Source organism: Ruegeria sp. CH2, from assembly GCF_056537065.1.
In genome coordinates this window covers 66,498-90,744 of sequence record NZ_JBQFQV010000007.1, presented here as the reverse complement: position 1 = coordinate 90,744, position 24,247 = coordinate 66,498, and the positions used below count along the sequence as shown (strand labels likewise).

Sequence of the window (24,247 nt, the reverse complement as noted above, 5' to 3'; positions counted from 1 at the left end):
CAGTCAGTTCGATCCCAGCGCGTCTTTGAACGCCGCACTGTGGGCAGTGATATAGGCATCTTCGCCGCCTGTCACATCCCGCGAGATGAAATACACGGCAAGTTTATGCTCCTCCGCCAAAGCAAGACCCTTATCCTGACCCAAAGCCAGCATGGCTGTTGCCCAGGCATCGGCCATCATCGCGTTTTCGGCCAGCACGGTAACCGAGGTGGTGCGATGCGTGATCGGGTGGCCTGTTGTCGGATCGATGATATGCGAATAGCGCACACCATCCTGTTCAAAGAAATTCCTGTAATCGCCCGAGCTGGCCATGCCCTTATCATTCAGTGAAACAACCAGTTGGATGGTTTGCGAACCCGTTTCAGGTTTCTCGATGCCAATGAGCCACGCTTCGCCCTCGTCATTCTTACCTTTGGCCACAAGATCGCCGCCAATTTCGACCAGATAGTTTTCGATGCCAGCGGCCTGCAAGGTTTCCGCAACAGCGTCAATTCCATAGCCCTTTGCAATCGCGGACAGGTTAATGCCCACACTGGCGTTTGACTTGGCAAGCGTACCAGCATGTGTATCGAGCTTCAGCAAGCGGCCCTGACCTACACCGCTCAGCGCTGCGTTGATATCGGCATCAGATGGCACCGGGTCCTCGGGTTTGCGTGGGCCAAAACCCCAAAGTTCGATCAAAGGGCCGAGGGTTACGTCGAAAATGCCACCGGATTTCGCGTGCACTTCGTTCGCCGCCGAAAGAACCAGCGCAAATTCGTCGGAAACAGGCATTGGATCTGTGCTGGACGACGCGGAAAAAACGGAAACCTCGGAGTTCGGATCCCAATTGGACATCTTGGCATTCACAGCTGCCAACTTATCACTGACGGCCGCAGCCAGTGCGTCTTCGTCAAGGTCTTCGCCAATTGCGGTGATATTGTAGGTCGTGCCCATTGTTTCACCGGACAGACGGACCACTTCGGGTTCCTTGTCAAAAAGACAGCCTGAAAGAAGGGTGAAAAAGGCCAGTATGGGCAAAAGACGCATTGGGCGTTCTCCGGGACATTCTGTGCCCGGCATATGACAGCGGTCCTTGCCAGAGTCAAATTGGCATTACAGTTTCAGCGGAAGGAAACCCAACAGCAAAAGACCAGTTCCGGCCGGAATACCAAACAACCACGCGCGTTTGCGCCACCCGGGCTGCTGTTGCTTCCATGCCATACGAAAGTTGTGACCGCACACGACAGCCGCAAAGAAGATCAGCGCGGCAACCGGGGGCGTAAGATAGAGTTCATTCAAAGGCTTAAGCTCCCTTTGCTGACCGGCGTTTGGCCAACTCGTGCAATTGTACCCTATACAGGTCGTTTAGCTGCGCTAAGGTGAAAGGGAAAGACTTTGCAAGAACCAAAAGGAGATTGCCCATGGCTCCAACCTCTTACCAGTCGCCGTCGCGCGGTGACAAGGCTGACAAGACAACCTACAGCCAATCAGCGGAATCAAACCTGTCGCATTCGCAGACGACCGTGGCCAAGTTGCTTGAGGGTAAAGGGGATGCGGTGTTTTCGGTGCGGCCTAATGATACCATCCATTCGGTGGTGAACACGCTCAAGGAAAAGCGGATTGGCGCTGTTCTGGTGACAGATCAGAACGGGGCATTGCAAGGGATCTTGTCGGAACGCGACATCGTGCGTCGCATGGCCGATACGCCCGGACAGACCCTGCCACAGTCGGTCGAAGACCTGATGACCAGGGATGTAAAGGCCTGTACGCCCGAGGATACGCTGAATGACGTGCTGAAAACCATGACCGAAGGGCGTTTCCGCCATATGCCGGTTCTGCGTGATGGCAATTTGTGCGGTGTCATCACTATCGGTGACGTGGTGCATTTCCGTCTGAGGGAATTGGAGTATGAAGCGCTTCGCATGAAGCAGATGATCGTAGGATAGTTTCAACCGGTTGAAAAAAACCTGACACTGCCGCCGTTTATTTCAGCGGCAGTTAATCTGCCTGAGGCAAAGGCACCTGTATCGATCGACACAACCCGGTTTCTAATCTGGGGGTGGCTTACAATAGTATGACCGTGAACAACCCATTGCGCGTCGCTGCGTGCAAGCCGTGGAAACATCGGATGACCCCAAAGACAGATCTGGCGATCCTGGGATTGAATGGATTGCCGCGGATCAAGTGCCGCGTGGACAAAGGTGACGTTGCCGCTGGTCCAGGTCAGCGGCAGATTTTCAAGCCAGTCCAGCAAGCTGTCGCCCATCTTGTGCCGCAGACGCTCTGCCAGTTCAGGCAGATGCTTGCCACTGTCCAACTCGTCGGGACATTCGAGACCGAAAGATGCCAAAGTTTCCGCTCCGCCGTTATGAAACCAAAGCCTGGCGTATCGTTCCGGGTCGTTTACAAACTGCAGCAGCATCTCTTCGTGATTGCCAAGCAGGCATTGAACCCGCCCGTCTGACGCCTCACTCAGGTGATGCAAATGCCGTAGTACCTGCGCGCTGTATGCCCCCCGATCGATGTAATCGCCCAGAAAGACCAGCGGGCTTTGATCGTCGAGTCGTGGCAAAACCGCCTGAAGCAAATCAAGACGGCCGTGAATATCACCGACAGCTGTCACCTTTTCCGCGGGTGCCACGTCGCATAGCATCGCATTGGTGCTTTCCTTCGCCGCGGATTGGAACCGCCGTCTGATCCAGTCTTTTATCATGGCATTTGATCCCTACCTGCCCTGCGTAGTGGTCGCAATCAACAACTGTTTGAGTAGGCAAAGTGTTGACCACGAGCCTTAGATTGTCCGATATGGCCCGCAGGATGTTCGCAAGCAGTTGATCTGATGATAGGATCAACGCCTTTCGATCAGCGATGAATTTGCAGTGAGTTCTGAGGGTTTTATGAAACGAGTTTTGATTACAGGTTCTGCCGGGTTCATCGGATTCCATCTGGCCAAATTGCTTCTGGCAGAAGGGTTTCAGGTACATGGCTATGACGGGATTACCGACTATTATGATGTGACCCTGAAACAGCGTCGACATCAGATACTGCTTCAAACCCCGGGATTTACGGCAACTGAAGACCGTTTGGAAAACTTTGACCGTCTTGTGCAGGTCGCTGAGGAGTTTCAGCCCGATGTCATCGTCCATCTGGCCGCGCAGGCAGGCGTGCGGCACAGCCTTGAATATCCTCGCAGCTATATCGAGTCGAACGTTGTGGGCACGTTCAATGTGATGGAAATCGCGCGTCAGCACAAAGTGGAACACCTTTTGATGGCGTCGACCTCATCAATCTACGGTGCAAACGAGGACATGCCGTTCATCGAAACAGAAAAAGCCGACACCCAACTGACGATCTACTCCGCCACCAAAAAGGCGAATGAGGCGATGGGGCATTCCTATGCCCATCTGTGGGATTTGCCGACCACCATGTTTCGGTTTTTTACCGTTTACGGCACTTGGGGGCGCCCCGATCTGGCCTATTTCAAATTCGTCGCTGCGATACTGGATGGCAGACCAATCGACATCTACAATCATGGCGACATGTATCGCGACTTCACGCATGTAGAAGACCTTGTGCGTGGGATCAGGTTGCTGATCGATGTTCCGCCGGTCCGCCCGACCAGCCGCGCGGATATCGAAGATGGTGACAGCTTGTCGCCCGTTGCACCGTACCGCATCGTCAACATTGGCAACGGAGACAAGGTGCGTCTGATGGATTTCATAGAAGCCATCGAAAAGGCTGTTGGCCAGAAAGCGGTCAAAAACTTCATGCCAATGCAGATGGGCGATGTTCATGCCACCTGGGCTGACAATCGGCTGCTGCAGCGGCTGACGAATTATCGCCCGCATACCGACCTGAAGGACGGTATCGCGCAGTTCGTCGCCTGGTATCGGGACTACTACGGAAAATAGGTCGATCTGGCGCCGGAATGAAAAAAAACCGGCGCACACAGCGCCGGTTACTTTAGTTACCCGCCAAAATCGTCGAGCATGATGTCTTCGCGATCCACGCCCAGATCCAGCAGCATGTTGATAACCGACTGGTTCATGATTGGCGGCCCACACATGTAGTATTCACAATCCTCGGGTGCCGGGTGGTTCTTGAGGTATTCGTCGAACAGAACGTTGTGGATGAAGCCGGTATAGCCTTTCCACTCATCCTCGGGCTGGGCATCCGACAGAGCGACATGCCATTCAAAATTGTCGAACTCTTCCGCCAGTTGGTCGAAATCCTCGACAAAGAACATCTCTTTCTTGGACCGCGCACCGTACCAGAAACTGATCTTGCGGTCGCGGTTCTCAAGGCGTTTGAGCTGGTCAAAGATGTGGCTGCGCATCGGTGCCATACCGGCGCCACCACCGATGAAGACCATTTCCTTCTTGGTTTCACGTGCGAAAAACTCGCCAAATGGACCCGAGATTGTGACTTTGTCGCCCGGCTTCAGGTTAAAGATGTAGGACGACATCTGTCCCGCCGGAATTCCTTCTGAGCCCGGAGGCGGTGAAGCAACCCGGACGTTAAGCATGATCATGCCCTTTTCATCCGGATAGTTGGCCATCGAATAGGCGCGCTCGATAGGTTCGTTCACAACCGACTCGTATTGCCACAGATTGAAGCGATCCCAATCCTCGCGATATTCTTCCTGCACGTCGAAATCAGTGTATTTCAACTGATGAGCAGGCGCTTCGATCTGGATGTAGCCACCGGCGCGGAAATTCACGTCCTCACCTTCGGGCAGGTCTAGGGTAAGGGCCTTGATAAAGGTCGCGACATTCTCGTTCGAGCGAACGGTGCATTCCCATTTCTTGACGCCGAAGACCTCTTCTGGAACTTCGATTTCCATGTCCTGCTTGACCGCCACCTGACAGGACAGACGGTCGCCACAGGAGGCTTCGCGCTTTGTTATATGGCTTTCTTCGGTCGGCAGGATCGAACCGCCACCCGAATGCACTTTCACGCGACACTGGGCACAGGTACCACCACCACCGCAGGCTGACGGAACAAACAGTTTTTCGGCCGCCAATGTTTGCAGCAGTTTGCCACCCGCCGGAACCGAGATTGTCTTTTCACCGTTGATGGTGATGTTGACGTTGCCGGTCGACACCAGCTTGGAACGTGCAGCCATAATGATGGCCACCAGCGCCAGAACGATCAGGGTGAATAGGACAACGCCGAGCGAAAAGGTTTCCATTCTCACGCCCCCCTTACAGTTTCACGCCCGAGAAGGACATAAAGGCCATCGCCATCAGTCCGGCGGTGATAAAGGTGATGCCCAGCCCCTGAAGCCCGTCCGGCACATCCGAGTATTTCAGCTTTTCGCGCACGCCTGCCATCGCAGTGATTGCCAGCGCCCAGCCGAAACCGGATGAGATGCCATAGGTGGTCGCCTCGGCAAAATTATAGTCGCGTTCGACCATGAACAGCGAACCACCCAGAATGGCACAGTTCACAGTGATCAAAGGCAGGAAGATCCCCAGCGCGTTGTAGAGCGGCGGGAAATACTTATCGAGAATCATTTCGAGGATCTGAACCATCGCTGCGATCACGCCGATATAGGAAATCAGCCCGAGAAAGGTCAGATCCACATCCGGGAACCCGGCCCATGCCAATGCGCCCGGTTTCAGCAGGAAGGACAACAACAGGTTGTTGGCGGGCACGGTGATGGCCTGCACCACCATGACTGATATTCCCAGCCCGATGGCAGTCGAAATCTTTTTCGACACGGCGATGAAGGTACACATGCCAAGGAAAAAGCTGAGCGCAAGGTTTTCGATAAAGACGGCCTTCACGGCCAGAGAGATAAGCCCTTCCATCAGTGCGCCTCTACCTGCTGGATTTTGTATTCACGTTCTTCAACCTGGTTCGGCTTCCACGTGCGGAAAGCCCAGATCAGCAGGCCGATCACGAAGAACGCCGAAGGTGGCAGCAGCAACAGGCCGTTGGGCACGTACCAACCGCCATTGTTGACCGTTTGCAGGATTGTCACGCCGAACAGGCTGCCCGATCCAAACAACTCCCGGATGATGCCCACCAGCATCAGGATCAGGCCATAACCCATGCCGTTACCCAAACCGTCGATGAACGAGGCCACCGGGGGGTTCTTCATGGCGAATGCTTCGGCACGGCCCATTACGATGCAGTTGGTGATGATCAGGCCGACAAACACCGACAGCGTCTTGGAAATCTGAAAGGCATAAGCCTTGAGTATCTGATCCACCAGAATCACGAGCGAGGCGATGATCACCATCTGCACGATGATCCGGATCGAGCCCGGGATCTGGTTGCGCAGCATCGAGATGAACATCGACGAAAACGCCGTCACCGACGTCACCGCTATGGCCATGACAAAGGCCACTTGCAGTGATGAGGTTACAGCCAGTGCCGAACAGATTCCCAGCACCTGCAAGGTGATCGGGTTGTTGTCGACAAGGGGGTCGACCAGCAGCTCTTTCTTGGTCTGCGACATCAGATCTCTCCTGCTTGCAACTTGGCCAGGAACGGCGCGTAACCCGCATCGCCCATCCAGAATTTCACAAGGTTGTCGACCCCGCGCGATGTCAGGGTCGCGCCCGCCAGCGCATCTACGAAAAACTCGGGCCCGGCCGCTGGTTGTGACTTGGCGACGGTGATCTGCAAGGCGCCCGCGTCATCATGCAGTTTCTTGCCGTTCCACAACGCCTTCCAACGCGGGTTGTCCACCTCGGCACCCAGACCAGGCGTTTCACCATGCTGATAGAATTGCAGGCCGAAAATGTCGTTGCCGTTCTTTTCCAGCGCGATGAAGCCATAAAGCGTGGACCACAACCCATAGCCATGCAGCGGCAGGATCACCTTGTCCAACGCTCCGCTGTCGTCGCGCAGCAGATAGATGACCCGATACTTTGCCTTGCGACCAATGCCTGCGGGGTCATCGTCAAGGGCAACACTTAATTCCGGATCACCGGCAGCGGCCAGATCGTCAAAGGTGGCTGGGTCGAACTGATCGTCCGCAAATTCGCCCGTCGCCAGATCCAGAACATGCGGCTCGAACGCGGCAAAGGCCTGGCTGACATCAATGCCGGGTTCATACACCCCCGCCACCTGCAGAATGTTGACCTGCTTGTCCTTCAGCTTGTTGGCCTCCTGCACCGGGCGCAGGCTGACTGCCGCGGCCGACACGATCATCGAGGCAACGAGACAAACCGCAACAGCGATGAAGATCGTTTTGCCAACCGAATCCGGCGAGGCCGCCAGAAACCGGGCAATCGCGCCCTTGCGTTCAGGGGATTGCGTATCAGACATGGCGACGCGCCCTCCGTTTGATGTTGGCCTGAACGACAAAATAGTCGATCAGCGGTGCAAAGACGTTGCCGAACAGAATGGCCAGCATCATACCTTCGGGGAAGGCTGGGTTGATCACACGAATTAACACAACCATGACACCAATCAGTGCACCATAGATATAGCGCCCGACATTGGTGTGGCTTGCCGAGACCGGCTCGGTCACCATGAAAGCCAGACCAAAGGCGTAACCGCCCAACACGACATGCCAGTACCATGGCATTGCGAACATCGGGTTCGTCTCGGACCCGATCAGGTTCAACAGCCAGGTGAACGCAATTGTGCCCGCCAGACATCCCAAAATCAGCCGATAGTTGGCAATCTTGGTGATCAGCAGGAAGGCCAGACCGATCAGGCAGGCCAGAGTCGAGGTTTCCCCGATACTGCCCTGAATGGTGCCGTAAAACGCGCTCCACCAGGTGATACCGTCAGCGGCCAGTGCCTGGTAGCCTTCGGCAGCCGACACAGCCAGAGCCGTCGCCCCGGAAAACCCGTCAACCGGGGTCCAGACTGCATCGCCCGACATCTGCGCGGGATAGGCGAAATACAAAAACGCCCGCCCCACCAAGGCAGGGTTGAGGAAGTTCTTACCAGTGCCGCCGAATACCTCTTTGCCGATGACAACACCAAAGATAATACCCAGGGCAACCTGCCACAGAGGCGTGGTTGCAGGCATGATCAGGGCGTAAAGCATCGAAGTGACAAGAAAGCCTTCATTCACCTCATGCCCGCGGACGGTTGCGAAAATGACTTCGAAAATACCGCCTGCCACCAACGTGACAATATAGATCGGCAGGAAGTACATAAGCCCGTGCATGACATTGGCAAAAATACTGTCCGGATTCAACGAGATGCCAAGAACCTGAAGAATTGCAATCCGCCAACCAGTTGCAGACTCTGGGCCAAGCGCGGCAATGGCCGAATTTGCCTGATAACCGGTGTTCCACATTCCCCACAGGATGCAAGGAATAGTGGCAATCACGACATATGTCATGATGCGCTTCATATCCACGTAAGACCGCGCATGAGGAGCAACGGTGGTTACGGTTTTCGGAGTGTAGATGAAGCTTTCCACCATCTCGTAGATCGGAAAAAGCTTCTCGTACTTGCCGCCCTTGGTAAAGTTCGGCTCGATCCGGTCAAAGAAGTTACGCAATCCCATTCGGATCAGCCCTCCTTTTCAATCTTTTTCAGGCAGTCGCGCAGCGCCAGCCCGTATTCATATTTCGCCGGACAGGCAAAGCCCACAAGGCCCAGATCCTCTTCGTCCAGCTCAAGCGCTCCCAGTGCCTGAGCCGTATCCGTATCCATCACCAGCAACGCCCGAAGCAATTGTGTGGGCAGGTAATCCTGCGGCATCAGCTCTTCGAACACGCCTGTCGGCACCATCGCGCGGCGGCCACCGTTCAGGTTGGACGTGAAAGCATAGAGTTTTCTGGAAAAGGCCGAGCCCAATACTGGCTGGACGGAATACTTGGAAGGCATTGGTCGGATCCAACCCATCGGAATCTGATCGTGATCCTCTTGGATGATACAGATTTGACGGGCAAACCGCCCCAGATATGCGGTCGGTCCGTCGGCATGTTGACCCGACAGGATCGAACCCGAGATAATGCGGGGCGTTCCGTCCACACTTACCTCACCTCGTGTCAAGTCGTCCGTGGACGCGCCCATCACGGTGCGGATCAAACGCGGCTGACGCGCACCGGGCCCGGTCAAGGCGATCACAACACTCGGATCCAGACGCCCGGTCTGCATCAGGCGGCCAATCGCGATGGTGTCCTGATAACCGATAGTCCAGACTTGCTTTTCCCCCGAAATCGGTTCGAGGAAGTGAATATGCGTTCCTGCCAGGCCCGATGGATGTGGACCGGAAAACGCCACGGCCTCGACACCGGCGACATCCGCGCCGGGGATCGTGTCACCTTGTTTCTGGCAAATATAAGTCTTGCCTTCGGTTAGCTTGCTGACTGCCGCCAACCCAGCGGCAAAGGCCTCGGGCGCTTCGGCAATGATCGTGGCGGCATCAGCCGCCAAAGGGTCACTGTCCATGGCGGTCACGAAAATCGCGTTCGGCTTGGTACCGGGTTCAGGCGTTTTCGAATAAGGTCGCGTGCGGAATGAGGTCCATAGACCAGCGGCGCACAGTTTTGCAGTCACGCCTTCGGCGCTGTGCGCATCGCCCACGCTCGAAAAATCCAAGCCCGTGTCATTGGCGTCGGACACTTCGATGACGACGCTCTGCAACACCCTGCGGGCACCCCGGTTGATGGCAACAATCTTGCCAGTCACCGGTGCGACCATCATCGCGTCAGGCGCATCTTTGTGACAAAAGAGCGGCGTACCCCGCTCGACACTATCACCTTCCTGCACCAGCATCTTTGGCTTCAGGCCAATGTAGTCCCCACCCAGAACGCCAACGGTCGAGTATTCCGGACCCGGATGAATGGTTTGGTCGGGAGCGCCTTCCACTGGCAGGTCCAACCCTTTTTTAAGTTTGAAAGTTTGCATACCGCTACGTTCTTCCAAGCCTCTTTCCTGCGCCAGCCCTGCCGACACCCTTTAGGGGTCATGCAATAACGCGGTTTTTTCCGGTGCCCATCGCAAAAGCGTCGAAACGGGTCCAAATTCCGCAGGCGTATTTCTGATCACGGACCCTTTACGCGCGGATGCCCGCAAACGCAAACCTGTTACCGCCGAAAGTTAAGATCAAACTGCAAAATCTTGGAGTTTTCCCTCAAGATGGCCAAAAATTCGGGTCAAAATTGCGTGTCGCGCCCGCTGAACTTCCAGTGTAAGCAACCGGAATGAAAAAAGACACAGACTTCGAAATCTTTCTGATTGCCACCCCGGGCCTTGAAGCCCCCCTCTGTGCCGAGGCGCAGTCCAACGGGTTCGCTCAGGTCAAGACGATTCCAGGGGGTGTCATTTGCCGTGGTTCGTGGTCCGAGGTCTGGCGCGCCAACCTGACCTTACGCGGTGCAAACAAGGTTCTGGTTCGTCTGGGCAGTTTTCCTGCCGTGCATTTAGCCCAATTGGACAAACGTGCGCGCAAATTCCCGTGGGGCGAGTTCCTGCGCTCCGGTGTTCCGGTCAAAGTCGAGGCCACCAGCCGCAAATCCAGAATATATCATGCCGGTGCCGCACGGCAGAGAGTTGAACAAGCGATATCCGAAACTCTGGGCGCTCCGATATCTTCCGACGCCGATGTCAGGATCTTGCTGAGAATCGAAAAGGACATCTGTACATTTTCCGTCGACAGTTCTGGAGAGCTTTTGCACAAGCGTGGTCATAAAGAAGCAATTGCCAAAGCGCCAATGCGCGAAACGATGGCAGCCATGTTTCTGCGTGACTGCGGATTTAGCGGCAATGAACCGGTGTTGGACCCGATGTGCGGTTCGGGTACTTTCGTGATCGAAGCCGCCGAGATTGCCCTGGGGCTGCGCCCTGGTCGGTCCCGCAGTTTTGCGTTTGAAAACCTTGCGGGCTTCGACCCTGACCGCTGGCAAGACATGCGCAGCGAGTCAGAGGTCGCTGAGTGTTTTCTCACCTTCTGTGGCTCTGACCGCAACGCCGGAGCTATCGAAGCCGCAACAGCCAACGCCCATAGAGCGCAGGTTAACGCCAACACGAGTTTTCAACAGCTTTCCGTCAGTGACATCAAACCCCCTGCGGGACCCGCCGGGCTGGTCATTGTGAACCCTCCCTACGGGGCGCGAATTGGAGATGAAAAGCGTCTGCGCTCTGTCTACGGAGCCTTGGGTAAATCTTTGATGAGCCGGTTTCGAGGATGGCGTGTTGGGATTGTGACCAGCGCTCCGGCTTTGGCTCGGGCGACCCGCCTGCCTTTGCTGGCGCCCGGTCCGGTCGTAGACCACGGAGGCACCAAGATCCGTCTGTACAAAACGGATCCGCTGCCATGAGAGTCGCGTGACCTGTTTAGCCCGTCCGTTGTCGATCCAAAGACGGAAGATTAGGATGATCGCTTCTCAAAATCCTCTTGCGCATCGGCAAAGCCGCGTATAGATCACCCGCCACGGTCGGAGTGTAGCTCAGCCTGGTAGAGCACTGTCTTCGGGAGGCAGGGGCCGGAGGTTCGAATCCTCTCACTCCGACCAGTAAATCAAGGCGCCCAAGGGCGCCTTTGTTGTTTGCAGCAGCTCGCCCGAAACAGTATCCACAGCATTTCTGGCACTGGATGTGCTTACTTCGATCTCAATCTTCATCCATAATCCACGGCAGCAATATCTCGTATCTTCCTATCATTGATCCCAGCGGCCTTCTTAACCTCTTCCGGACTTATGGGCCGATAAGGAAAGCCCTATTCATCAGTGGAAAAGATTAGCACCGTTGAGTGCGCTAGAGATGTGCGATTGGATCGAAGACAGGGAAACCAGCAGCGATTGAACTTGGGGAACAATTGCGGGCAAAACCTAACTGAACAATAGATGCTAATATCTTCAAAACTTTAGTTGATCAAAGTGGTGCGGGTGGAGGGACTTGAACCCCCACGCCTTGCGGCGCCAGAACCTAAATCTGGTGCGTCTACCAATTTCGCCACACCCGCAACTCAGCGCCGCAGCGCTGGAATGAAGCGGTCAATAACAAAGCTTGCTTCCGAGCGCGAGGGGTAAAATACATGTATCGCCAAGTTTGTAGATCCTCTGATGAGATATGGGGCAACCACGCTATCTTATGAAGATGTATAGCCCCAAGAGGCTTGTCAGTGGAAAGTTGATGGGAACATCAGTGGCCGTGAAACCCGATATCCTGCGGGACAATGTCCACGCTATTTTGGAAGAGCTCTTCATTCGTGCCGAAGTTAAAATTTGACCCAGCTAGCCTGCGAAATATCGCTCTTACGTTGACCAAAGTCCTAGAAAAAGCCGACAGCTTGTTGTCAGATCACCACTGGCGAACATGGAAATCCTACTTCATTGCCCTTGCGCGTTCATAGTTGAACCCATGGGAGGAGGCGCGGGATTACTCGCCACGACACCCCAGAAAACGCATCTGCGACCCTTTCCAACTCAGAGAGCAACTTCAGGTTTCTGAAACAACAAGGATAACTTATCCGACTAAAGTGCCCTTCAGGGCCACACAGATTTTTGAATGTCCCGCACCGTCAGGTTCAGGCAATTGTGTTCCGCCGGTCTCCGCTCGGTTTCATACAGTAGGTGCGGAATGGCTCTTGCGTCATATGCATTCCCGCGCAGGTTGAGGCATTCTCAAGAGAACTCCACCACAAAGCTGCCACATTTCAAACGCCAAAAAATCTTATTCACGTCAAAATAAGACCGCCTTGAAGGGTCTTGTTGTTTAGCAGGAGTTAATGAGTCTTTTTTGCCACTTTGGCGCCGGTACGAGTTTCCTGCTCAACTCCAGTACAAGGTTTACTGCTGTGACCGATCTGAATCCCTCCGCTACTGCCGAGCAAGAGGCTGTCTTCTTTGCTCGCGAAAGCTTTCTTGGCGAACTCAAGATCCTGAACCGGGACCACCCGAACACGGGCTTTGGGATATCGCTCCGAACCCATTCCGGAGACCACTACCTGCTGGCCAATGCGCGTATGCCATTGCCCGCGGTCAAATCCGAAGGTTTCCCGACCGGACGCCGCGTTGCGTGCCTTGAAAACGGCGATCGCTTCAGCTCGATCGAAGTGCTGGCTGACGCCAAGGCTTACGAAACCATCAGCCCGCGCGCCGAGGCTGACATTCTGGGCAACGCTTTGGACCTGATCGCACGTATCGACACGCTGACAGGAATTCCAACGGGCCGTCCTTCGCATGAACCCCGCATCGCAGCTACGGGAACCGGAGGTTAAGCATGGCGCGCAATGATCACCTGTTGTCTGTAGGCAACGAAGCTCTGGCGCCAATGACTTCGGCAATGTCATCACTGACGGCGCAGATTGATCAATTGACTGAGGTGGCTGATGCGCGCTCCTCGGCACGTCTGGCAACACTCAAGACCCGGATGGAAAACTTCACCGCCAGCATCACCATGGTCGGTCAGGTAAAAGCGGGCAAATCATCGATTGTAAACATTCTTGCGGGGCGCCCATCTTTGCTTCCGTCGGATGTGAACCCGTGGACGTCGGTCGTCACAACCCTGAACATCAACACGCGTCCACCGGGCGATACCAAGGCCAAGTTCACCTTCTTTGAGCAGGAAGAATGGGACAATCTGATGGTCGGGGGTGGCCGGTTGGGCGAATTGGCCAACCGTGCCGGTGCAGATGACGAGATAGAGGACATTCGCCGTCAGATCGGCGAGATGAAAGCAAAGTCGGAAGAGCGTCTTGGAAAGCACTTCGATCTGATACTTGGCCAAAGCCACCAATACGATCACTTCGATGAAGAACTGATCCAAAGGTATGTCTGCCTGGGCGATGAGGACGACCCGGATATCAATCCAAAAACAGGCCGGTTCGCAGATGTGACCAAGTCGGCCGAGTTGTACATGGATATCCCTCAGTACCCGATTGCGCTGAAGCTTTGTGATACGCCGGGTGTCAACGATACCTTCATGGTGCGTGAACAGATTACCCTGCGCAGCCTGCGCGGGTCCGAAGTCTGTGTTGTGGTGCTTGCCGCAAGCCAGGCCCTGACCACCATGGACATGGCCTTGATGCGGATCATCGCCCAATTTGAGAACCGCCAGATTGTCCTGTTTGTGAACCGGATTGACGAGTTGTCAGACCCGGTCAATCAAGTCCCCGAAATCCGCGACCGGATTCTGGACACTCTGAAACAGAACAACATCGACGCAAAGACAAGTGTCGTGTTCGGCAGTGCCTTGTGGGCCGAGGCAGCACTGACCGGGAACCCAGAGATTCTGAACGAGGAATCCCGCGAAGCACTCAATACATTTTACCTCGCTGCCGGGTTCGGTGATCAGGCCCCCTCGCTGGATAAAATCTGGGCATTGTCCGGTTTGCCTGACCTGCTGCTGGCGATAAACGAGCGTATTGCAGAAGGTGCCGGAGCGCGGCTGATGGATCGGGTTCGCCATCGCGCCCGCAACATCGCCAGCCAGATTCGTGCCACCGCCGTGGCAAAGACTCTGTCAGAGGGTGAAGGCGTTGCGCGTGATCTTGACGGTGTTTCTCCGGAAGATGCAATTGCGAAAGTTTCTGCTGAATATGAAAAGAAAGCAGCCGAACTGACCAATGCATTACGTGACAAAGTATTGGAGCGCCTGAACTCAGCCGAGGCGAATTTTGTGAAGCGCGCCACGGATTCTCTGATCGCGCACCTTGAAAAGAATGGCGAGCAAGGCACTTGGCAATACGACCCTGCTGGATTGAGGACTTTGCAAAAAGCCGCTTATTTCAGTTTTGCCCGCGCAATGCGTAAGGATGCTGGCGCGCTCTACTCAACTGCGGCTGCAGATGTCGAAGCGTTGTATCACAAAATTCTTGGCAACCACCTGGGCGAATTCAGCATCGAAGCACCTATCGTGCCGCGCGTTCCACCACCATTGGGGATTGGCCGGACGATCGCTCTGGACCTGCAAAGTACCTGGTGGCGACGCTGGTGGCAAAAGCGCAAAGGCTTTGAAGCATACGCTGCCGATTACACACGCCTGATCGCGTCCGAGGCGAATTCGATCACCAAGGATATCGAGGAAAACCAGATTGCGGCCGTGTTGGAAAACGTCCGCGCTATTCTGGCGGATTTCATGCGGGAACAGAAGGAAACGTTGCTGAGCATCTCATCATCAGCAGACAAAAACTCCGGCCAGACCTCGGCAGCGATGGCGGGCCTGCAACCTCAGAAATCGCGAGACGAGATTCTGGGTGACATCCTGAAAGACCTAAGCAACGAAGCGGCATAAGTAGAAAAATGGCAAAAGATTCACAAACACGCTTTGTTTCACCGAAAGCATGGGAACGTATCGAGCAGTGGTCCCGCCGCAAACCGGTTTTCGCTTTGATGGGTGAATTCAGCGCTGGCAAATCCACACTGATGAACTTTTTACTGCGAACGCAAACCTTGCCAACGCAGGTTACTGCAACCCAGTTACCACCGGTCTGGTTTAGCTGGGGCAGTGAAAAACCATATATCAAGCGACATGACGGAAGCGTTGAGCCAATCGAACTGGATCAGCTTGAGACTGTTGGCGTCAACGACGCGCAGTTCATTCGTATCTTCCTTGAGGCAGACATTTTGGAAGCCGTCGATCTGATCGACACCCCCGGCATCTCGGACCCCAAAATCTCGACAGATGTCTGGCAGCGCGCAGTCGGGCAGGCAAACGGCGTCATTTGGTGCACCCATGCGACGCAAGCCTGGCGCGAAACCGAACGTGCAACGTGGGTTTCGCTGCCGGACCGCTTGCAACACAACTCGCTGCTGTTGGTGACGCGGGCGGATGCACTAAACCTTAAAGACCGTCAAAAGGTTCTGCGACGTGTCAATCGCGAAGCCGGACATCTGTTCAACCGGTCCATTTTGTTTTCCGCCCGGGATGCGATCAATGCCCGCGACAAGACTGGCGACGCCGAAATGTGGTCGCGCAGCGGTGGCGGCAAGATGATCGACAGTTTTCTGGAAATCACAGAACAGATCATGGACAATCGCGCCGATCAGCTGGCGCGGTACCAGATCGACAAAAGCCAGTCCGGCGCATTCAAGGTTCAACCACTGCGCCCCGCCCGCAAACCAGACGACCGAGAGGCACTGGCGGACGGCATCGAAGCTACTCCTTTGCGGCTGGTCAATCCGCTGGAAAACGAACAGCAGCCAGAAGCCGACGATCATAATGTCGTAACAAGCTTCCCCATCCGGCCAGCCCGTGTAGAGCGACGCGTTGACGAAGGCGAACGGGTTCGGATCAACCCGGAAGACGCTGAACGGCTGCGGGCAGAAATGGTATCAGACACCGAGCAGATGCCTGAGGAAACCGATACCAGCGACGAGTTGCGTGCCTTCTTCAAGGACACCTCAAGCGATCCTCTTGAGTTGAAGAATGTCGCCGGTCTGGAAGAAGACGTGGACGAGTTCGACCTGTCCGGTGAATTCGGTGCTGCCGATAATACTGACGACCTGCTGGGTGACGCTCCAGATGCTGAAACGGGCGACAAGTCCGTTGATGACGTGCTGACCTCGTTGAACACGACGTTGCGGGAAGCCTCGGCCGAAGCGGATGAAGTCGAAGTTTTCACGCCGGAAGTTGAATCGCGTGATGATCGGGGTATCGAAGTCTCGGTATCCTCCATTGCGGCTCTGATGGCGGCTCAGCCCGAGAACAACGCCGAGGATTACGAACCTGAGCCTGAGACAAACGGCTTGATAGAAGTCGTAGCCTCAGTCGAGGAAGACGCCCGCGATATCCGCCACGATGCGCACATCGATCTTCCAGAATCCGCAGCCGGGTCGCCGCTTAGCGCGTCGGATATGTGGCGGGAAATTACAAACAAGGAGGACCTGCCAAAGGACGCAGTCGGGCTTCAGAATGTATTCAAAGCCTTTCTTGCCGAATTTGACCAGATCGCAGTTGAATATAGTGCGAAACAGTCCAGACACGCCCCGCAAGCCATTCCAAAAACGAAAGAAAACAGCAGTGCAGAATGGCATGTTTTGTAAGGATGCCTTAATCAAGGCGCTGAAAAGAAGGACGATAAAGAGTTAAATGTCCATTCAGGATGCATTGAACACCGCGATTGAAACGATACCCGACTGCATCGCAGCCGGGTATATCGACATGGAGACCGGCATGCTTTTGGGCAGCAGTGTCTCTGATTCCGATTGCGCTGAAGCGCTGGACACTTTGGCAATCGCAGTGGCCAATCTGTTTCAGGGGCGGGGTGTCGCTGCATTTGAAGCGCTCTTGCACGAGGCCGGAAACACTGATGAGGAAAACGCCGGGTTCGGGGAAATCGCGGTGTTTTCAAAAGACCGATTGAACATCTTTTTGCGGACCCAGGAATATCCTGATCATGTGGTCTGCTATATCTGCCGCAACAGCGCGAATGTGGGACTGGCACTCACGAAATCGCATCTCAGCCTCAAGCCGGTTGCGGCCGCAGTCTGAACGGGACCAGAGGGGGTCACGGTATGATGGACACAGACATTCTCGACATGCTCGAAGATATCGGGCGGTCTTCGGTTGCCCGCCTGTCTCCGACGGTGATTGTCCCCGGTGAAACTGCTGCAGCCCGTCGGGCGGCTGTATTGCGTTTCATTCGCGGAACGATATTGCCCAGACGACTCGAGCTGACCGCGGCCAACGGGAGCTGCCTGAAAATCGAAGTAAACAGTTCCCGGATCACGGATGTGTTTCAGGTGCCGTCCGGGCAGATCCCAGATTTCGAAACGGAATCACGTACCGCGCTGGTCGGCAAACTGGCCCAACTGATTTCTGATATTTCAGCCGCCCCTGCCCCACTGGAACTGATGCCTGGAAAGCCAGCCTCGACGCTGGAGGCTGATGATGTTGGTATTACGCTGAGTGAGATCGAGAACGCCTGCGCCGGAATTGAGCTTTCCTCTGAGCCCATCGTGTCTGTTGTTCCGGACGTTGAAAAACCTTCAGACAACAGCCCTGCCCCGACAGCAGGGTCGGGCAATTCGTTGGCGCAACAGTTTTTTGACGGAGCTGCACGCTTTGCCACAGGTCGTGTTCTTGTGGACAGTATGGAAAACACTGCACTGGCTTGCGAAGGAACCTGCAACCCTTCCGAGGGGATGCACCCCAATCAAGAGATTTTGACACGTTTTGTTTCGGATCTTGCTGGTTGGAACAATGACACCCGGGGCGAATTCGAAGGCCCACATCTGATCGTCATGCGGCCATCGGGTGGTAAGGGTGCGGGCATGGCTGTTCTGAGCGACAACGAACAGATTGCTGTGGCCATTCATGATGCCCGCAAACTTGGTGCGGTAATCAATCTTTGGAAATCTTTGGAGGAGGCTGAGGAATGACCGCCCCCAAAGCATTCAAATTTTCGACTAATTCAATGCGTTGTTTTTTTGTAGTCAGGGTAAAGAGTAATGAGTGAAACACATCGCCGCGAGCTTATTCGCATCGCAGAAGACATGAACGGGACAAGCAATGACGAAACACGTCAGTTCATATCGCGCATCATTGGTGATCTGGGAAAACTGAAACCGTCAGTTGCCTTTGTCGGGCAGATCAAGGCAGGAAAGTCGCGCTTGATCAACGGCTTCACCGGTCAGGCAGAATACCTGCCGTCGGACGTGAACCCCTGGACGACCGTGATCACCGACATGCATTTCGGGCACCCGAACGGTCGAACCGAAGGAGCCGAGTTCCATTTCTTCGACAACTATCAGTGGCAATCACTGATCGCCGAAGGCGAAGAGTTGCGCAACATGTTCCCGGATGACGAGGACAGCTACAAGCGCGAGATGATCGAAGAGCAGGTCGAAGCCATGAAGACCCGGGCGCGTCGGCGACTGGGGGACAGTTATGAACAGCTGTTGGGTCAACATCACGATCTGGATCAACTGACATCCGATGATCTGGCGCGTTACGTGTGCGCTGGGGACGACCCCGCAGAAGATGGGACAATTGACCCCGGCAGTGATCGCGGACTTTACAGCGACATCACGCGCAAGGCCGAGGTCTATTTTGACATCGGACATTTCCCATTCCCTCTGACCGTCACCGATACGCCCGGAGTAAATGACCCCCTGCTGATCCGTGAGGAGATTTCCCGCCAGTATCTCAAAGAATCCGATTTCTTTGTGGTGGTTCTGTCAGCGCATCAGGCGTTGTCGCGTGCGGACCTGAAACTGTTCCGGCTGATGCAGGCACTGGAACTTGGACAGATCGTTGTCTTCATCAACCGTGTCGATGAATTGGGCGGCGGGGCCGAAGATGCGGCAAAAGTGCGTCTGGATGTTGTAGACGGGCTGGAAAAAGCTTTGGGTACTTCGAATATCGATGTCCTGATGGGCAGCGCACAATGGGCGCACTATGCGCTGACCGGCGATGAAACCGGTGTGAACCACGATCATATTCTGGCGTGGTTGCGGGCGCACCCGGAACAGATGCAACAATACCTGAACGGTGTGGCCGAGATCAAACGAGGGCCGGGGCCCATCAGCCGTGAGGCTGTCTTGCGGTTTGCTGCTATGATCGCGTCAGGCTTGCCGGACTTGCGCCGCCATGTCACTCAGGCTTTGACGGAGGGGCCGATAAACGAACAGCTGCGGATGGCGTGGCAGCATCTCGACAGCTTCGCGCGTGGCGATTTGGAGCGGTCCCAGGTACATCTTCGTGCCCTGAAAGATGAAGGCAGCGCGGGTGCACACACCGCTGAGGACAGCGACAAGACGCTGAGCGATCTGCGCAAACTGATTGCGGATAAATCGCAAGACATTGTCAAGGACATGGACGACGTTCTTTCAAACCTGCGTGGGGTCATGGACGACACGGTCTCTGAATCCGTCTTTGTTGTGGTGCGCGGACCTGAAGGACAATCCCCATTGCTTGCCAAAGGCGGCGCTACCGAGTTGAATTTCACCCCTTTACGCGAACACATGCGCGAGCTGGTGCAAGGCGCGTCGCAAGTGGTGCGGCAACGCATGTTGAGCGAGCTTTACGCGATCGACATGCAATGCAACGCCGCTTTGCGGGCACTGCCAGGGTGGCAGGAACCAGTCGACAATCGCATGAACACAAGTGCAGTGCGTTGGTTCCGCCCGGACACCACCGCCCTGACCCGTGGCATTACCGTTGAGCTGCGTGTAAACTGGTTGTCGCGCCTGATATCGCGCAACAGTGTTGTGACGCGGGCCGAGCGCATGATCGTGCAGGAATTCGAGTTAATTGGTGATGACCTGATCGACACAACGCGTGAAAACCTTCTGGAACGGTTGAAAACTGTTCTGGATCATTACTTGGCCCTGTTGGCAGGCCATCTTGAGCACCGTTCCGGAGCGGGTGAGTTGAATGCTCAGGCGGAAGCACAAGCTGCGTTCGAACGGGCGCGCCGTATTGCTGACGAGTTGGATGGTGTCTTTGGAACAAGCAACGTGGACGAACGACAAGCAGAGGCTGCGGAATGATTGAGTTTCCCGGAACCGAACAGGAAGTGCGCCAGCTGGAGCGTTTTCTGACAACGACAGAAAAACTGTCGTCGGACCCGAAATTGGAAGATATGCGCGCACGGGCCCTGGCCCACGCCGAGCGCCTGTCCAACGCGGTCAACATCGGTTTCGCCGGAGAGTTCGGGGCGGGCAAGTCATGCCTTGCGAACATGCTGGCAGGGGCGGATATCCTTCCAACCGGTCCGCAGCACCTGAAGCTGCCACTTGTCATCGTTGCCTACGCGGATACGCCAGAGACGACAGTCGGCTGGTGGAACAAGGAGCCAAAGACATATTCTGGCATAGCACTGGAAAAGGCCGCTGCGGATGAGCCTGACTTTATTTCGGTTGGATTGAACACACCTGCTCTCAAAGAGATATCACTGTTCGATCTTCCCGGCTCTGGCGCATTGGATGATACATACAAACAGACACTGGACCTGCTGAAATTCGTCGACTGTGCCATCTGGTGTACCAACGGCACAAGCGCATGGCGTGAAACAGAACGGCATTTGTGGGCGCAGGTGCCGCCCGAGCTAAGAGCCAACAGCCTGCTGGCAGTTACACATGCTGATTTGCCCCCGGTGCAGGCAGCTCTGGATCGGGTACTGGCTCGATTGAACAAAGAAAAAGAAGGACTGTTTCGCGCTGTGGTCCCAATTGGCACGCCCGTCGCGGTGCGCGCCATGGCACAAGAGCCGGAACCAGATTTTGATCTTTGGGAAAACTGTGGCGGCCAAGAACTCGCGGAAAAGGTCCTTGATGCGGCGTCTGACCGGCGGCGCAGTGACCTTGACGCTGCCCGGAAGGATCTGAAGCACGAGTTTCTGCCATTCCTGGAAACATTGAATGGGCCAGAGCCGGAACCTTCCGTCAACGATGCTGCGTCAATGCAGTCAACGCTCGGGTCTGCCCTTCCGCCACTGAACAACCCCATTCTTGAAGACTGGTTGGCTGCCATTGCCAGCATTTATGAAGATCTGCGTGACACCACTGCCATTGAACCCGCAGCTTTTTTGCAAAGCTGCCAGGAAATCGTCGAAGATTTCGCGGAACGGCTGGACCAAGGTGGCGAGATCGATCCGGATGCTGACTGGATTCCGGCCGAATTCGAAAAAGCGACTGACTTGTTGTTGTTGCTTCAGTTTGAAAGCGGAGATGCGCCTTTGAAAGACGCAATCAGCATACTTGTACAGCTTGGTGACAACCTTGCATGGGCTGGCAGTACCGTCGCCGCGGCACAATCCAAAACCGGTACCTAGCACTTTCCATCAGGATTGAAGCGCTGTTCAGCGATTCGAAGGGCCGAAGAATCGGCCCTTTATTGTTTCGAATTCGTAGACCAAGAGACCGATTTGGGGTCGTCAGTTTTCATTTATTCCACCCCGTTAATCAATATATTGTGCTATTGCTTCGCACTAGCACCGTATATGCCATATTCGAAAAAACGATCCTTAGTGAAGCCATCAGGCGGCCCCATTAAAGTCAAATTTGAAACGTCTAACCGTTCTCAAGTGTCCTGCGGTTGTTTTTGGTTGTGAGTTCGTGGGCTGCCGGCCCTGTTTAATTAAGCCGCAAAATGAGTAGAACGGGCGGATTAAAATGAGCCACAACCAGGCTGTCGGTGCAACGCACGACGAACCAAAAATTGAAGGACTGCAACCGGGCGCAAAGCTGTTGCGCGGGCAGTATGAGATCCTCCGATATCTCAGCAACGGCGGATTTGGGATCACCTATTTAGCACGCGACAGCCTGGAGCGTGATGTCGTGATCAAGGAATGTTTCCCCGGTGCGTTGTGCCGTCGCAACGGGGACTTGGTTGAGCCGAACGACCCGTCCTACAAGGATGATTTGCGCGCCATTATCGACCTGTTTATTCAGGAAGCCCGCAATCATGCGCGTCTGGTGCATCCGAACATCGTCGACGTTCATCAGGTGTTCGAAGACAACGATACCGCCTATATCGCTATGGATCTGATCCGAGGTTGCGACCTGCTGGACTATGTTGAGAATCCGGAAAACGACGGTGGTCCTGACTTTATCGTGCAAGTCACGGAAAAGATGCTGTCCGCGGTGTCGTTCATCCACCAAAGCGGGATGCTGCACCGTGACATTTCACCCGATAACATCCTGATTGACGAAAACGGAAACCCGGTCCTGATCGACTTCGGTGCCGCGCGTGAGCAAGCCGCAAACAAGTCGGCCGCATTGTTGACCCTGCGCGTTATAAAAGACGGATATTCGCCGCACGAGTTTTACGTCCGTGGTGCCGAACAAGGGCCCAGCAGTGACCTCTATGTCTTGGCCGCGACTCTGTATCACGCAATCAGTGGCGAACGCCCGGTAGACGGCCAGAGCCGCCTGAATGCCTTCAACAACGGGCAGGACGACCCTTATACCCCATTGGCAGGCCGCTTTGACGGATACCCCGATGGATTCCTCGAAGCAATCGACAAGGCAATGGAAGTACACGCAACGGACCGGTTGCAGACAGCCCTGGATTGGCTGCGCATGTTCCGCGGCCCTGGCGTGATGTTTGATACCTTCGCCTATCGCCCGGTTTCCGTGATTGTCGGCATGGATCGCAAGGACAAGGAAGAAGAAAAGGCGCGGATCAAGGCCGAAAGTGAAAATGCCGAAGCGGTTGTGACGGCTCTGCTCGCCGGGAACTCGGACATTGTTCGCGAAACCGAAAAAAAGAATGAACCCGAGATGGCAAAGATTTCTGCAAAAGCGGAAACACCGGTCGCAGTTGATACCGTGGTTCAGAGCGGATCCGGTGGCAGCGGCAAGATGATCGCTGGTGCAGCAGTGCTTGTGGCAGCGTTGGCTGCAGGCGGTTTCTTCGTGATGTCCGGCGACAAAGGTGAAGAACAAGCTGAGGTTACGACGACGCTGCCTGAAGCAACCACACAAACTGCCGAAGCAGACCCGCCCGCGGTGGAAGAACCCGTGGCCGAAACACCTGAACCCGACGTCACGGTCGCTTCAGAGCAACAACCTGAACCAGAAGAGCCTGTCGAGCAGGCGCAAGTTGAACCTGCGGAACCAACCGCTACAGAAACAGCGTCCGAAGCTACCGAGACTGCCGGTGCCCAGGAACAACCTGCAGAACAAGAGGTTGCGGCTGTTGTGGACGAACCCAAAACCGATGCCGCTTCCGGCACTCCGGTCGAACAACAGGTATCTTTCCACCATTGGGATGTTGAAATCCCCTTCCAGACGTCCCGCCGCCGGACCGCAACAGGTGCAACAATTGCGGTAACCGGTGTGGACGCCAATCAGGACATGAGCGTTATCGGCGAATGGGTGGAACCCGGAGTTGTGATCTTTACTCTGAACGGCAACCCGGTTCGTCAGGACGTCTCTTTCGCGGCGCAAGTCCTGGACAAGCTAAGCGTCGACCCAGACGGCTTTACACGGGTTGCAGCCCGCTACCGGCCGCTTGGAAAGACCCGCGCGCAGAATGGCCTGCTGGCACTGCCTGTGCTGCGCTCGGTCGGATTGGAGAACGGTTACTCGTTCACAGTCAGCAGCTCGGGAGGTGAAGGGTGGCAAACAAAAGTAAGCTCGGTTCCAGCCGAGGCGACAGGCAGCTTGCAAAAAGGCGATGTTCTGTTGAGCGAAAGCCAGACCAACATGACATTGAATACGTCCGAAAGCCTTGATGGCATGCTGGCTGCGCTGGTTTCCGACAGTCAGCCAGAGGCAAAGCTGACCGTATTGCGCAACGGTGCTGAGGTAGCTGCGACCATGCAGTTAGCGCAGGAGTGATCTGACCGGTTCAATTTTGATCTGCCAGTGTGTGTTTACTGAGGGTGGCTTTAAGTTTGCCGCCCGGCGGGAACCGGCCCGCCGCAGAGAGTACCAGTTTCCATGTTTTC

Annotated in this window: 20 protein-coding genes and 2 tRNA genes; 12 read left to right on the top strand and 10 right to left on the bottom strand. The window is 55.2% G+C overall.

Annotated features, from left to right (window positions below; translation table 11 throughout):
- Positions 1–3 precede the first annotated feature (3 nt).
- On the bottom strand, positions 4–1,029 hold the full coding sequence (locus ACR0M9_RS11715; RefSeq protein WP_480773659.1) for an FAD:protein FMN transferase: 1,026 nt from the start codon (positions 1,027–1,029) through the stop codon (positions 4–6).
- Between the two features lie 66 nt (positions 1,030–1,095).
- A complete protein-coding gene (locus ACR0M9_RS11710) occupies positions 1,096–1,281 on the bottom strand; it encodes a hypothetical protein (RefSeq protein WP_480483690.1) in 186 nt (61 codons plus the stop codon).
- Positions 1,282–1,403: 122 nt separating this feature from the next.
- On the opposite strand from ACR0M9_RS11710, the gene ACR0M9_RS11705 reads away from it, so the two are divergent.
- Positions 1,404–1,928 (top strand): CBS domain-containing protein, encoded by a 525-nt coding sequence (locus ACR0M9_RS11705; RefSeq protein WP_480483689.1) that lies wholly within the window; start codon positions 1,404–1,406, stop codon positions 1,926–1,928.
- 2 nt (positions 1,929–1,930) lie between these two features.
- Here ACR0M9_RS11705 and ACR0M9_RS11700 read toward each other — a convergent pair whose 3' ends face one another.
- Complete coding sequence (locus ACR0M9_RS11700; RefSeq protein ID WP_480483688.1) at positions 1,931–2,695, bottom strand: metallophosphoesterase family protein; 765 nt, start codon at positions 2,693–2,695, stop codon at positions 1,931–1,933.
- A 184-nt stretch (positions 2,696–2,879) separates the two neighbouring features.
- On the opposite strand from ACR0M9_RS11700, the gene ACR0M9_RS11695 reads away from it, so the two are divergent.
- Complete coding sequence (locus ACR0M9_RS11695) at positions 2,880–3,893, top strand: NAD-dependent epimerase/dehydratase family protein (RefSeq protein WP_480483687.1); 1,014 nt, start codon at positions 2,880–2,882, stop codon at positions 3,891–3,893.
- Positions 3,894–3,949: 56 nt separating this feature from the next.
- On the opposite strand, the gene nqrF is transcribed toward ACR0M9_RS11695, so the two are convergent.
- The 6 genes from nqrF to ACR0M9_RS11665 are packed head-to-tail and all read right to left on the bottom strand — an operon-like array spanning position 3,950 to position 9,813.
- Positions 3,950–5,173 carry an NADH:ubiquinone reductase (Na(+)-transporting) subunit F gene (gene nqrF / locus ACR0M9_RS11690; protein ID WP_480483686.1) on the bottom strand — a complete coding sequence of 408 codons (1,224 nt, stop codon included), beginning with the start codon at positions 5,171–5,173 and terminating at the stop codon, positions 3,950–3,952.
- Between the two features lie 13 nt (positions 5,174–5,186).
- Positions 5,187–5,795, bottom strand: coding sequence for an NADH:ubiquinone reductase (Na(+)-transporting) subunit E (gene nqrE / locus ACR0M9_RS11685; protein WP_209507136.1), 609 nt, complete (start codon positions 5,793–5,795; stop codon positions 5,187–5,189).
- Entirely contained in the window at positions 5,795–6,448 is a 654-nt protein-coding gene (locus ACR0M9_RS11680) for an NADH:ubiquinone reductase (Na(+)-transporting) subunit D (RefSeq protein ID WP_267365754.1), read from the bottom strand. Before ACR0M9_RS11680 ends, nqrE begins: the two co-directional genes overlap by 1 nt.
- Complete coding sequence (locus ACR0M9_RS11675) at positions 6,448–7,263, bottom strand: Na(+)-translocating NADH-quinone reductase subunit C (protein WP_267365756.1); 816 nt, start codon at positions 7,261–7,263, stop codon at positions 6,448–6,450. Before ACR0M9_RS11675 ends, ACR0M9_RS11680 begins: the two co-directional genes overlap by 1 nt.
- On the bottom strand, positions 7,256–8,464 hold the full coding sequence (locus ACR0M9_RS11670) for an NADH:ubiquinone reductase (Na(+)-transporting) subunit B (protein ID WP_480483685.1): 1,209 nt from the start codon (positions 8,462–8,464) through the stop codon (positions 7,256–7,258). The genes ACR0M9_RS11675 and ACR0M9_RS11670 overlap by 8 nt, the downstream gene beginning before the upstream one ends.
- A 5-nt stretch (positions 8,465–8,469) precedes the next feature.
- Positions 8,470–9,813, bottom strand: coding sequence for a Na(+)-translocating NADH-quinone reductase subunit A (locus ACR0M9_RS11665; protein WP_480773658.1), 1,344 nt, complete (start codon positions 9,811–9,813; stop codon positions 8,470–8,472).
- Positions 9,814–10,109: 296 nt separating this feature from the next.
- Between ACR0M9_RS11665 and ACR0M9_RS11660 the strand changes: the two genes are divergently transcribed.
- Positions 10,110–11,225: a THUMP domain-containing class I SAM-dependent RNA methyltransferase gene (locus ACR0M9_RS11660; RefSeq protein WP_480773657.1), complete on the top strand. Its 1,116-nt coding sequence runs from the start codon at positions 10,110–10,112 to the stop codon at positions 11,223–11,225.
- 118 nt (positions 11,226–11,343) lie between these two features.
- Positions 11,344–11,420: transfer RNA gene (locus ACR0M9_RS11655), tRNA-Pro, on the top strand.
- 364 nt (positions 11,421–11,784) lie between these two features.
- On the opposite strand, the gene ACR0M9_RS11650 is transcribed toward ACR0M9_RS11655, so the two are convergent.
- Positions 11,785–11,869, bottom strand: a tRNA-Leu gene (locus tag ACR0M9_RS11650).
- Between the two features lie 834 nt (positions 11,870–12,703).
- On the opposite strand from ACR0M9_RS11650, the gene ACR0M9_RS11645 reads away from it, so the two are divergent.
- The 8 genes from ACR0M9_RS11645 (at position 12,704) to ACR0M9_RS11610 (ending at position 24,137) form a co-directional block, all read left to right on the top strand.
- Positions 12,704–13,126, top strand: coding sequence for a hypothetical protein (locus tag ACR0M9_RS11645; protein WP_209507691.1), 423 nt, complete (start codon positions 12,704–12,706; stop codon positions 13,124–13,126).
- A 2-nt stretch (positions 13,127–13,128) separates the two neighbouring features.
- Positions 13,129–15,141: a dynamin family protein gene (locus ACR0M9_RS11640; protein WP_480773656.1), complete on the top strand. Its 2,013-nt coding sequence runs from the start codon at positions 13,129–13,131 to the stop codon at positions 15,139–15,141.
- Positions 15,142–15,149: 8 nt separating this feature from the next.
- Positions 15,150–16,892 (top strand): dynamin family protein, encoded by a 1,743-nt coding sequence (locus ACR0M9_RS11635; RefSeq protein WP_480773655.1) that lies wholly within the window; start codon positions 15,150–15,152, stop codon positions 16,890–16,892.
- Between the two features lie 46 nt (positions 16,893–16,938).
- Positions 16,939–17,340, top strand: a complete 402-nt coding sequence (locus ACR0M9_RS11630) for a hypothetical protein (RefSeq protein ID WP_480483676.1) — start codon at positions 16,939–16,941, stop codon at positions 17,338–17,340.
- A 23-nt stretch (positions 17,341–17,363) separates the two neighbouring features.
- Positions 17,364–18,230 carry a hypothetical protein gene (locus tag ACR0M9_RS11625; protein WP_480483675.1) on the top strand — a complete coding sequence of 289 codons (867 nt, stop codon included), beginning with the start codon at positions 17,364–17,366 and terminating at the stop codon, positions 18,228–18,230.
- 69 nt (positions 18,231–18,299) lie between these two features.
- Positions 18,300–20,342, top strand: a complete 2,043-nt coding sequence (locus ACR0M9_RS11620) for a dynamin family protein (RefSeq protein WP_480773654.1) — start codon at positions 18,300–18,302, stop codon at positions 20,340–20,342.
- Positions 20,339–21,625, top strand: coding sequence for a dynamin family protein (locus tag ACR0M9_RS11615; protein ID WP_480773653.1), 1,287 nt, complete (start codon positions 20,339–20,341; stop codon positions 21,623–21,625). Before ACR0M9_RS11620 ends, ACR0M9_RS11615 begins: the two co-directional genes overlap by 4 nt.
- Before the next feature lie 340 nt (positions 21,626–21,965).
- Entirely contained in the window at positions 21,966–24,137 is a 2,172-nt protein-coding gene (locus tag ACR0M9_RS11610; RefSeq protein ID WP_480487408.1) for a serine/threonine-protein kinase, read from the top strand.
- The last annotated feature ends 110 nt before the right edge of the window (positions 24,138–24,247 follow it).

Excerpts from the sequence above, each read along its gene's own strand:
- ACR0M9_RS11715 (WP_480773659.1), bottom strand. The coding sequence starts at position 1,029 with ATGCGTCTTTTGCCCATACTGGCCTTTTTCACCCTTCTTTCAGGCTGT.
- ACR0M9_RS11705 (WP_480483689.1), top strand. The coding sequence starts at position 1,404 with ATGGCTCCAACCTCTTACCAGTCGCCGTCGCGCGGTGACAAGGCTGAC.
- ACR0M9_RS11700 (WP_480483688.1), bottom strand. The coding sequence starts at position 2,695 with ATGATAAAAGACTGGATCAGACGGCGGTTCCAATCCGCGGCGAAGGAA.
- ACR0M9_RS11695 (WP_480483687.1), top strand. The coding sequence starts at position 2,880 with ATGAAACGAGTTTTGATTACAGGTTCTGCCGGGTTCATCGGATTCCAT.
- nqrF (WP_480483686.1), bottom strand. The coding sequence starts at position 5,173 with ATGGAAACCTTTTCGCTCGGCGTTGTCCTATTCACCCTGATCGTTCTG.
- nqrE (WP_209507136.1), bottom strand. The coding sequence starts at position 5,795 with ATGGAAGGGCTTATCTCTCTGGCCGTGAAGGCCGTCTTTATCGAAAAC.
- ACR0M9_RS11680 (WP_267365754.1), bottom strand. The coding sequence starts at position 6,448 with ATGTCGCAGACCAAGAAAGAGCTGCTGGTCGACCCCCTTGTCGACAAC.
- ACR0M9_RS11675 (WP_267365756.1), bottom strand. The coding sequence starts at position 7,263 with ATGTCTGATACGCAATCCCCTGAACGCAAGGGCGCGATTGCCCGGTTT.
- ACR0M9_RS11670 (WP_480483685.1), bottom strand. The coding sequence starts at position 8,464 with ATGGGATTGCGTAACTTCTTTGACCGGATCGAGCCGAACTTTACCAAG.
- ACR0M9_RS11665 (WP_480773658.1), bottom strand. The coding sequence starts at position 9,813 with ATGCAAACTTTCAAACTTAAAAAAGGGTTGGACCTGCCAGTGGAAGGC.
- ACR0M9_RS11660 (WP_480773657.1), top strand. The coding sequence starts at position 10,110 with ATGAAAAAAGACACAGACTTCGAAATCTTTCTGATTGCCACCCCGGGC.
- ACR0M9_RS11640 (WP_480773656.1), top strand. The coding sequence starts at position 13,129 with ATGGCGCGCAATGATCACCTGTTGTCTGTAGGCAACGAAGCTCTGGCG.
- ACR0M9_RS11635 (WP_480773655.1), top strand. The coding sequence starts at position 15,150 with ATGGCAAAAGATTCACAAACACGCTTTGTTTCACCGAAAGCATGGGAA.
- ACR0M9_RS11630 (WP_480483676.1), top strand. The coding sequence starts at position 16,939 with ATGTCCATTCAGGATGCATTGAACACCGCGATTGAAACGATACCCGAC.
- ACR0M9_RS11625 (WP_480483675.1), top strand. The coding sequence starts at position 17,364 with ATGATGGACACAGACATTCTCGACATGCTCGAAGATATCGGGCGGTCT.
- ACR0M9_RS11620 (WP_480773654.1), top strand. The coding sequence starts at position 18,300 with ATGAGTGAAACACATCGCCGCGAGCTTATTCGCATCGCAGAAGACATG.
- ACR0M9_RS11615 (WP_480773653.1), top strand. The coding sequence starts at position 20,339 with ATGATTGAGTTTCCCGGAACCGAACAGGAAGTGCGCCAGCTGGAGCGT.
- ACR0M9_RS11610 (WP_480487408.1), top strand. The coding sequence starts at position 21,966 with ATGAGCCACAACCAGGCTGTCGGTGCAACGCACGACGAACCAAAAATT.